General features: G+C 46.2%; 4 protein-coding genes and 2 pseudogenes. All 6 read right to left on the minus strand.

From position 1 onward, the window contains the following. Positions 1–2,719 (minus strand): annotated as a pseudogene (locus tag PREMU_RS15020) (RHS repeat domain-containing protein); the annotation flags it as partial. 774 nt (positions 2,720–3,493) lie between these two features. Then, the gene (locus PREMU_RS07170; protein ID WP_419185126.1) at positions 3,494–5,098 is read right to left on the minus strand and encodes an RHS repeat domain-containing protein; all 1,605 of its coding nucleotides are present in this window, start codon (positions 5,096–5,098) and stop codon (positions 3,494–3,496) included. 694 nt (positions 5,099–5,792) lie between these two features. Then, positions 5,793–6,377, minus strand: coding sequence for a hypothetical protein (locus PREMU_RS07175; protein WP_007574219.1), 585 nt, complete (start codon positions 6,375–6,377; stop codon positions 5,793–5,795). After that, positions 6,374–8,059, minus strand: a pseudogene (locus PREMU_RS15630) (RHS repeat domain-containing protein); the annotation flags it as partial. The pseudogene PREMU_RS15630 and the gene PREMU_RS07175, both read right to left, overlap by 4 nt. Before the next feature lie 11 nt (positions 8,060–8,070). Next, positions 8,071–8,418 (minus strand): hypothetical protein, encoded by a 348-nt coding sequence (locus PREMU_RS07185; RefSeq protein WP_040558119.1) that lies wholly within the window; start codon positions 8,416–8,418, stop codon positions 8,071–8,073. 97 nt (positions 8,419–8,515) lie between these two features. Continuing rightward, positions 8,516–10,870 (minus strand): RHS repeat-associated core domain-containing protein (locus PREMU_RS15635; protein ID WP_007574223.1); only part of this gene is annotated, 2,355 nt, incomplete at its 5' end.

The raw sequence follows: 10,870 nt of genomic DNA on the forward strand, positions 1-10,870 counted from the left end.
CCTCAAGTCTTTTTTATGGGTAGTTTAACAGAAATTGCGCGCAATCCGCATTCAATTAACACTTATTATGGAGTTATTGACACACTGTCAGCTTTGCCGTTGTCGCTTAACACCATCAGGCGGTTGTCCTCGTCCCAGTACATCTCTCTCTTGTAGTATTTGTACTGTCATTAGTCACAAGCGTAGGGTCGCCGTTGGCATCATACGTGTAATGGTCATGACCTATCTGTGTGGGAGCGGTGGGATGGTTCTCGTCCTCGTACTTGTAGGCAAAATTGTATGACTTAGCCATCAAACTTGAATCTACCCTCTGCACCTTTGTGAGCGGTTCGCTCATCCGTCCGAAGGTCATTGCCATATCATAGGTTGCGCTCTTTGCTTTTCCCGTGGCATGAATCAGGCGGTTCAGCTCGTCATACTGATAGGTGTGCGTACTTGCCCCTCCCAGCTTCGCCTTGTTGAGCTTTGTCAGACCTTGTGGGTTGGCTGCGTTGGTGATACCGAGGATGTTGTCCACGGCATCATAGCGGTACTTGTTCTGCATCAATGTGCTGCCGCTGCCTGTAAGTGTCATATCCTGCAGACGCTGCCGTTGCTTGTCGTAAGTGTAGGTGGTCTCGGTGCCGTTGCCAAGCTTTTGATAGACGGTATGCCCGTCCTTGTCGTAGCCTATCTGTGCCACGATGCTACTCTCCTTGCCCTGCTTGCTGCTTGTCAGGCTCTCCACCTGTCCGGCGGCGTTGTAGTGGTAGGTGACCACCTCGCCATCGGGGTAGGTCATCGTGCGCACACGGTTCCAAGAGTCATAGGTAACTCCATAGACGTAGGTGCGGATGTCCGCCACGCTCGCCATGACGGTGCGCACGGTCTTGGTGACCTCGCCCTGACAGCCATAGTAGTAGGCCTCGCCGCCCGACGCGTCCTCCACGAGGGCGAGGCGTCCGGCACGGTTATACTTGTCGCCCGGCTGTCCGTAGGTGTAGGTGACTCGGTTGAAGAGGTTCTCGGGATAGAGTACTTCCTTCAGCCGCTCATAGTCATAAGTATAGGTGATGCAGCCCTTGTCAGAGATGCTCTTTCTGAGCTGTGCGGTGAGCTTGGTAAGGAGGTTGCCCGCCGCGTCGTAGGTCATGTCCGTCTCGCCCGCATCGGGGTGGTTCACCATCAGCTTGCGGCCTAACTGGTCGTACTCGTATTTCGTCTCCCTGCCGTTGGGGTGCGTCACGGTCGTCACCTCATTCACGGGATTGTAGGCATATCTCACGATGATGTTCTCACCGCCGGCGTGCTGCACCGTCTCCCGGTTGCGGCCTTTCCCGTCGGTATAGCTTTCTGCCGTTCTGCCGAGAGCATCCGTTACCTTCGTCTCCAGCATCGGAACGCCGTCGTGGCTGCCGATGGTGTAGGCACTCCTGGTGGTGCTGCCGTCGGCAAGGGTGACGCTGACGGTGCGGTCGTGGGTGTCATATTCGGTCTTGGCCTGCAGGTCGCCCGTGGCGGTGTTGTAGGTGCCGATATTGCCATAGCTCTCCGTTACGGGATAGTAGGCGGCGATGTTTCTGCCGAAGGCATCCAGCACGGCCCTGCCGCTGACGATGCTCACCTTGGACGCGCTGCCGCCGTTCCATACCACGCCCGTCCGCTTGGTCTGTACGGCACGCATGAGGGAGTCGGCGAAGGTGTAGGTGTCGATGTTGCCGTCCTGCGTGTAGTGGATGGTATGCGCCTTGCGCTCCTTGGGGAAATACTCGAACTTGATAGTAAACGGCTGGCCGCTCTCTATCTCGTACGGTGCACGCACGGTGGCCTGTCTGCCCAATGCATCGTAGGAGTACTCCATCCGCTGCCCGTTGAGGTCGGTGGTGGTGGCGGGGGCGTTCCACAACCCGTCATAGGTAGTGGTGGAACTGTAGCCGTAGGCATAGTCGATTCTGGCATCGAGCTTTTCTCCGGCCGCTGTCTCCTGGTAGGTAAGAAGGTTGCCGAAATCATCATAGGTGTTCTCCACCTTCGTGGTCAGGCTGTCGCCACTCGCCTCGTCGAAGTTTGACTGGACAAGGGAGGTCAGGGCCGGGAAGAGTACCTCAGTGTTGTCGTGATGGACGCCTATAGTACCTGCACAAGCGGGCGCGTCCTGTACCTTCACCGTCTCATAAGTATAGGAGGCCCCTTGCAGCTTCCTGCCGGCCCCGTCATAGAGGCTCTCGTCCGTCACAAGGCCGTGAAGGTAGTAATCCCTGTTGTTGGCATAGGTGTCCACCGAATAGCGGTAGATGTCGTGGAGTCTTTTCTCCGTGTCTATCTGCCGGGTCGTCACCTTGCGGAAGCCGTAGAAGTCCCGCTCACGGCGGTCGCGGTAGCCTCCCTCGTAGGTGAACTCGTTGCGCGTACTTGTGGCACCGTTCTCCTTGTAGCCACCGGTGGTCTCCACGCTGGACATCACCCAGCGGCGGCCGGGCATGTCGAAACTCGGCTCTGTCTGCGCATAGCCGATATGGATATGGCCGCCGAAGGGCAGCGTCACGGTTCTCAGCAGGTTGGTACGCCCTGTGAGGTTGCGGTGGACCACGAGCCGGCTGTCACTGTTGCTGTAGACCAGGTCGGGCAGTCCGTCGCCATCTATGTCCATCAGCGAGGCTACGGTGCGGTTGACACTCTCACTGTGCGATGCCTGGATGCTCGGAGTGATATTGATCCTGAAACCGAATGGGAGATGGATGGTAAAGGTATAGGCGGTGCTGCCATAATAAGCCACGGAAGAGCCTAAGTTGTTGGAGATATTGTGATTCTTGTAAAGCTCATCCTCCGGCTGTAATCTCACCTTTGCCGCTGAACGTCTGTCGGCTTTCAGTAGAATTGCACGGCATTGCAAAGAGGAATAAATTTTTTGTCCCAAGGAATTCCTCTTTCGGCTTCGAGATGCTGAGCCTTGGTTAGCCCCAATACTTTTGATTTTCCCATAACTGACAGTAAAATGGGGATTCCACGTACTTGTTTTGTACAGACTAAAATAGTTCACTTACTTAATCCTCCTTATACCATAACATACCAAAGAGGATGATAAAATAGCTTATTAGCCATAAATAATATCCTATGCCCTTATCCCCGATATTATAAATAATATTTTCATCTCGACCAATAATAGAATCATGACAAAAGTAAAATGAAATGATCATTGTTATAGACAATACCACTAAGATGAAAAGAGTTTTCATTCTTCTCTGTTTCACCCAAAGAGAAAGAATATAAAAGTAGGTGATATTACTAAACCATAATAGGGTAAAATTAACTTTTCCATTCAATAGAAATACAATATCATAAGGGATCATAATAATTCCTCCTATAAAAAAGTTCAAACATGTTACATCATATGCATATCTAATATGTATATCTGCACTTGCCTGTGCATCAGTTACATATAGCGTATTAAACAAGGCGAGTATATATAATAATACACTTATTCCTAAAATGTAGTATTTATGTTTATTATTAATTACCATGAGAATCTCGTTGTATTATATTGACTTCTATGTAGCCGTAAATTACGCAATGCTTTCGCCGTCTCAGTATGAGTGCCTATATTATATCCAAGTCTTTCAGCGTATTGGGTTGGCTTACCTTCTCTATATATCCCTAACTTTCCTCTAACCGCATGTTGTGCTGTTTCAAGACCATCGAAAGCAGCTCGAGCTGCATCCCAAGATAGGTCGTTTTTTCCAGCAACATAACCTGCTGCAAAATTACCTATATCTCGCGCAGATGCGATATAGGTTTTGCCACCTAATCTTACACGCATTCCTCTATTATGGTAACTTGAATTATTATATAAAGCATCACCAATTTTTGTTCCTGCTCTCTTAAAGTCATATTTTTCTCCACCAACAGCATTCGGCATGTAAACCATAAGATTTGGAGTATCTTTCATGAAATTACTAAGAAATTTTTCTCCTGATTTATCAGACAAGTCTATAACTGCATTTTTGACTGCATTACCTCTCTCATCCATGAAAGAATATTTGGTAAGCATTCTTCCTATTACTTTTTGATTTTTAGTCCCATAATGAACATAAATGTTCAAATCATTACCAGCAAATCCACCGACGACACTATATTTACCATGTAGCGATGGGGTCACCTCAACATGATATCCATCAGGATCAGTAATCTTTATAGGATTAGCAGCTCCATATGTGTAGACACCAATAGTAGGATATTTTTCAGTTAGTTTATCCACCCCATACCACAAACCTACCACTGGATTCATATACCTCGCACCGTAATAGTACAGTCCTGTCTCCTCATCCATTTCCTTGCCGTTGAACTTGTACGGCATGTTCTCGGATGAAGAGTGCTCGTCCACTAACAGCTCACCATAGGGAAGGTAAGCATCATATTGGGTGATGTTTCCCTTGTCGTCTGTGATGTAAGAAGTGCTGCCCAAATGGTCACTATGGAAGAAGAAAGTCTCCTCCGTTGTAGTGTCATTTGGGATATAGCCATAGCCTGCTTGTGGGTCATCCGGATTGCTCGGCTCGTTCCAGTTGATGGGTGTTCCCGGAGTGTTTCCTTCCTTTGTGTTATGTTTCGGTGTCTGCACCCATCCCTTGGGAACACTGTGGTCACCAAGATTGATGATAATCGTGTTGTAGCCAACACCCGTGTTCTCCGGGTCACCGTAGGCACCTTTTTCTGTTGGTACGCCTGGGGCGATGCCAAGCTCTTTATAGTAGGCTTCTTTCTGCGACTGAATCTGGTTCATGCGCTCGGCATAGTCCTGCTGACCGGCGGTGACGTAGCTGCCGTTCATGCCATAGACATTGTTGAACGTGCCTGTGCCAATCCTACTTGCAATGCGCTGACTACCTATGAAGTAATGTTTGGTGAAGCGGTTCTTGTTTACCGTGAGGATGCTTGCAGGATAGAGCGTGAAGTTATCCGTCTCGTGGAAGGTGATGCCCTGCGGTGCGCCGTTGATATACACACCCTCCATCGTGCCGTAGCTCTTCATGATGCGCTCACCACCTGCGTTATAAGTATATCTTGAGGTTTTGCCGTTGTCGCTTAACACCATCAGGCGGTTGTCCTCGTCCCAGTACATCTCTCTTGTAGTATTTGTACTGTCATTAGTCACAAGCGTAGGGTTGCCGTTGGCATCATACGTGTAATGGTCATGACCTATCTGTGTGGGAGCGGTGGGATGGTTCTCGTCCTCGTACTTGTAGGCAAAATTGTATGACTTAGCCGTCAAACTTGAATCTACCCTCTGCACCTTTGTGAGCGGTTCGCTCATCCGTCCGAAGGTCATTGCCATATCATAGGTTGCGCTCTTTGCTTTTCCCGTGGCATGAATCAGGCGGTTCAGTTCGTCATACTGATAGGTGTGCGTACTTGCCCCTCCCAGCTTCGCCTCGTTGAGTTTCGTCAGTCCTTGTGGGTTGGCTGCGTTGGTGATGCCGAGGATGTTGTCTACCGCATCATAGCGGTACTTGTTCTGCATCAATGTGCTGCCGCTGCCTGTAAGTGTCATATCCTGCAGACGCTGCCGTTGCTTGTCGTAAGTGTAGGTGGTCTCGGTGCCGTTGCCAAGCTTTTGATAGACGGTATGTCCGTCCTTGTCGTAGCCAATCTGTGCCACGATGGTACTCTCCTTGCCCTGCTTGCAGCTCGTCAGGCTCTCCACCTGTCCGGCGGCGTTGTAGTGGTAGGTAATGACCTCGCCATCGGGGTAGGTCATCGTCCTCACACGGTTCCAAGCTACGTAGGTTGTAAAATCAGCGTGACATCCTTTATTATTAATCGAAAGCATAGTAAACTGTAGAAACTCTATTATCCACATTACAGATGATCTGCCTTCCTCTGAATTCCATTTTTAACGATGCAGGAACCATCCTTGTATGTCCTAATTTTAGTATTCTACCTGTCTCAACTCTATATACACTATTTCCATCAATATTGGAATTTATTTTATTTATAATAGTTATAATGGACTTTTCCATTTCTGCTTCTATAACTGTACTATCTGAGTGATTAGGATAGATAACATACAAACTTCTCCCATTATCACTTTGTACACTATCTTGAGAGAACTTGTTAGTCATGTTGCGTCCTTCCTTATCTAGTACTTTAATAGAATACAAACTATCAATACTTCCATTTCTCCCTGGAGGAAATGGTGCTTTTAAAAATTCATAAGTATAATTGCAATATACTATATCAAATGTTAACAAATAATAATTACTATAAGGTTTATCTTTAAATTCTATCTTTTGTAAATTCGCATTTACAATTTCATAATTAAGAGGTGCTCTGTCTATACAAAAATCTCCTATTACATAAAACAGTGCTATTATAAAAAATAATCCTATAATTTTCTTCATCTTGGTAAAATAAATAGTTGATGCATTCCATTCATATGATTTCCAGATGTTTTGTGATGGAAGGATGAGCCCCATGACCAATATCCGATTAAGCCACTCTTATTAATACTAGTTATATTTATATAATGATTAGTTTTCCAAGATGACTCGATTCTTCCTTTCTCCACATTATAATATGTGGTTGCAATAACAAAATTCTTCTTAAAATCAATTTCAGAGATTTCATTATTCGTTGGCCAATTATTCATCATGCCTTCATCCCGCCCCATAAATCCACTTACAAAACGCTTTATAAATCCAGGATACATAAATGAATTCAAGCCTGATTCACCTTTAAAAGTATTAATACTCTCAATATAATTGTTTGTGTTTATAATTGCACCTTGCATTATGGCATCTACTGAAGAAATACCACCCCCACGATTAGGAGAGCTTAAATCTCCCAGTGTACCTTTCTCCATTTCTTCTGTAACCGACAAAGTCATGTGTCCACCTTTGGGAGTATAAGTACCCATAGTATATAACCCAATTGCAGTTTGAGCATATAAAACGGGGTCTGTTTCTGCCATATATTTACAAAGTACTGCAGCCCCACAAGTTCCATTGTTTCCCTGCCTAATTGAGCTAGGATCATTTATTTGTTTTAATAAATCCTTTACAAAGACCGACTTAGGAATATTCTTAAATACACTTGTAGTATTCCTATTTGCAAGAAACTTATTTACAATTTCACATGCGCCATCTTTATCAGCCATGCCCGTCGGATCCATTAGCACTATAGGATTTGCATGACAATACAGATAAGGTGAAATATTTACATACTTCTCTGCCAGCGGATCAGCTCCATACCACAGACTCTTGACAGGATCCATATACCTTGCGCCATAGTAGTACAAGCCAGTTTCCTCGTCAAACTCCTTACCATTAAACTTATACGGCATATCCTCGGATGAAGAGTGTTCGTCCACTATCAATTCACCGTATGGAAGGTAAGCGTCATATTGCGTGATGTTGCCCTTGCCGTCCGTGATGTAAGAGGTCGAACCCAAATGGTCACTATGGAAGAAGAAAGTCTCCTCCGTAGTAGTATCATTCGGGATATAGCCATAGCCTGCCTGTGGGTTATCGGGGGTGCTCGGCTCATTCCAACTGATGGGTGTCCCCGGTGTGCTGCCCTCTGTGGTGTTATGTTTCGGTGTCTGTACCCAGCCTTGCGGCACGTCGTGGTTGCCCAGCTCAGTGAGGACAGAGTTGTAGCCTACGCCCGTATTCTCCGGGTCGCCGTAAGCTCCCTTCTCGGTGGGCACACCGGGAGCTACGCCTAATTGTTTGTAGTATGCTTCTTTCTGCGACTGAATCTGGTTCATGCGCTCGGCATAGTCCTGCTGACCGGCGGTGACGTAGCTGCCGTTTACTCCATAGACATTGTTGAATGTGCCTGTGCCGATTCTTGATGCTATGCGCTGACTACCGATGAAGTAATGTTTGGTGAAGCGGTTCTTGTTGATGCTTATTATAGGAGCAGGATACAAGGTAAAATTGTCCGTTTCGTGGAAGGTGATTCCTTGTGGTGCGCCGTTGATATACACGCCCTCCATCGTACCGAAGCTCTTCATAATGCGCTCGCCACCTGCGTTATAAGTATATCTTGAGGTCTTGCCATTGTCCGACAGTCCAAATAGTAATTACATTATTAACGAATACGTTTCCGTAAGACAAGATGTGTCGAATCATTGTCAAGTATGATATATCTCAATCCTATCTCATTTGCCTTATCTAATATTTTAACAGCATATCTTCCATTAAGTGGATTAGATGTTGATTCAATAGATATAGAATCAGGATTTGTGCTAATGACTTTCCATTCTCCTTTTCCTTCTTCTTCAAGCTCCAGTAATCTTTTATAAGATACCTCTGTTTGTAAGTATTTCTTATTAGTAATAATAGGAGGCAACAAGACTGAGTGACCACCAAATTTAAGATTCCCGTCTATAAAGTATATATTGTCTACTCTATCAATCCTAAGGCTATCTAACACCATAAAGCTGTAGCCCTGCAATGATCTATTTAATTTATTAGGCCATAAGCATACAAGTATAAACAATGTGCAAATACAAAGTAGTGCTATCCATATTTTTTCAGTAACGAACAAGTGGAATCGGTTTATTTTGTTTCGAATCATATCTTCCTATTAATTTTAAAATTTCATTCCCATATTTGGTAACATCACTATTCCCTAAAATGTTCTTTCCTTCAAAAACATAATCTATTACTCCTCCTATGAAATTTGAATCATTTTTATATTTTGTAGGGAATAAACTTATACTGTTTGTTACGACTTTGCTTGCATGAAGTAATAAAGAAGTCTGATATTCAAAATTAGCATCATCATAATAATTTGCATAAGTTTGATAAGTATCCCATGCTGTTACAGCAACATCAAGAATCAGCATACCACGCGCAGCACCGACTGCCTTAGGAGACATAGTTCCAATCGCAGGGTGTTGTTTGACTCTTCTATCTGGCAATCCTGTGGATTTTGCTTTTACCGCCTTAGATTTGATACTGCCATCCCCATCATTAAAGCCTACTGGTTTATTCTTGTTGTGAAGATATTGGGGGGATGGGATGGAACCATTCATGTGCGCAGCATAATCTGAATTAGACATATATGCTACTGTTGTATTTATACCAACCTCATTATATCCCCAATTATGGCTATCATTATTTGCCCGGTGAAAATAATTTTGAAATCCCTTACTAAAATTATTAATATTAAGTACAAACACGCCATTACCAGCATACTTTATCAATGGTCCACGCTTTATCCATGGCTTTGGTCCAAATAACCAATCCCAAAGTCCAGAAGATTCTCCATTCGGATCTACGAATTTAACCGGATTGTCCAGTGTATACACATAACCTCCCGTAGTGGCATATTTCTCTGCCAACGGGTCTACCCCATACCACAAACTCGTTACTGGGTTCATGTATCTTGCGCCATAATAGTACAGGCCAGTCTCCTCATCCATTTCCTTGCCATTGAACTTATACGGCATTGCCTCACTTGATGAGTGTTCATCAACTAATAGCTCACCGTAGGGAAGGTAAGCATCATACTGAGTGATGTTGCCTTTGTCATCGGTGATGTAAGAAGTAGAGCCAAGGTGGTCGCTGTGGAAGAAGAAGGTCTCCTCCGTAGTAGTATCATTCGGGATATAGCCATAGCCTGCCTGTGGGTCGTCAGGAGTGCTCGGCTCATTCCAACTGATGGGTGTCCCCGGTGTGCTGCCCTCTGTCGTGTTATGCTTTGGTGTCTGTACCCAGCCTTGCGGCACATCGTGGTTGCCAAGTTCGGTGAGGACAGAGTTGTAGCCTACACCCGTATTCTCCGGGTCGCCGTAGGCACCTTTTTCCGTTGGTACGCCCGGAGCGATGCCAAGCTCTTTGTAGTATGCTTCCTTCTGCGACTGGATTTGGTTCATGCGCTCGGCATAGTCCTGCTGACCGGCGGTGACGTAGCTGCCGTTCATGCCATAGACATTGTTGAACGTGCCTGTGCCAATCCTACTTGCAATGCGCTGACTACCTATGAAGTAATGTTTGGTGAAGCGGTTCTTGTTGATGCTTATTATAGGAGCAGGATACAAGGTAAAATTGTCCGTTTCGTGGAAGGTGATTCCTTGTGGTGCGCCGTTGATATACACGCCCTCCATCGTGCCGTAGCTCTTCATGATGCGCTCGCCACCTGCGTTATAGGTGTAGCGGCTCGTCTTGCCGTTGTCCGAGAGTACCATCAGGCGGTTGTCCTCGTCCCAGTACATCTCTCTTGAAGTATTTGTACTGTCATTTGTTACGAGTATTGGGTTGCCGTTGGCATCATACGTGTAATGGTCATGACCTATCTGTGTGGGAGCGGTGGGATGGCTATCATCCTCATACTTGTAGGCAAAATTGTATGACTTAGCCGTCAAACTTGAATCTACCCTCTGCACCTTTGTGAGCGGTTCGCTCATCCGTCCGAAGGTCATTGCCATATCATAGGTTGCGCTCTTTGCTTTTCCCGTGGCATGAATCAGGCGGTTCAGCTCGTCATACTGATAGGTGTGCGTACTTGCCCCTCCCAGCTTCGCCTTGTTGAGCTTTGTCAGTCCTTGCGGATTGGTGGCATTGGTGATACCGAGGATGTTGTCCACGGCATCATAGCGGTACTTGTTCTGCATCAATGTGCTGCCGCTGCCTGTAAGTGTCACATCCTGCAGACGCTGCCGTTGCTTGTCGTAAGTGTAGGTGGTCTCGGTGCCGTTGCCAAGCTTTTGATAGACGGTATGGCCGTCCTTGTCGTAGCCTATCTGTGCCACGATGCTACTCTCCTTGCCCTGCTTGCTGCTTGTCAGGCTCTCCACCTGTCCGGCGGCGTTGTAGTGGTAGGTGACCACCTCGCCATCGGGGTAGGTCATCGTCCTCACACGGTTCCAGCTGTCGTAGGTGGC

This window comes from Hallella multisaccharivorax DSM 17128 (assembly GCF_000218235.1).
GTDB lineage: Bacteria > Bacteroidota > Bacteroidia > Bacteroidales > Bacteroidaceae > Prevotella > Prevotella multisaccharivorax.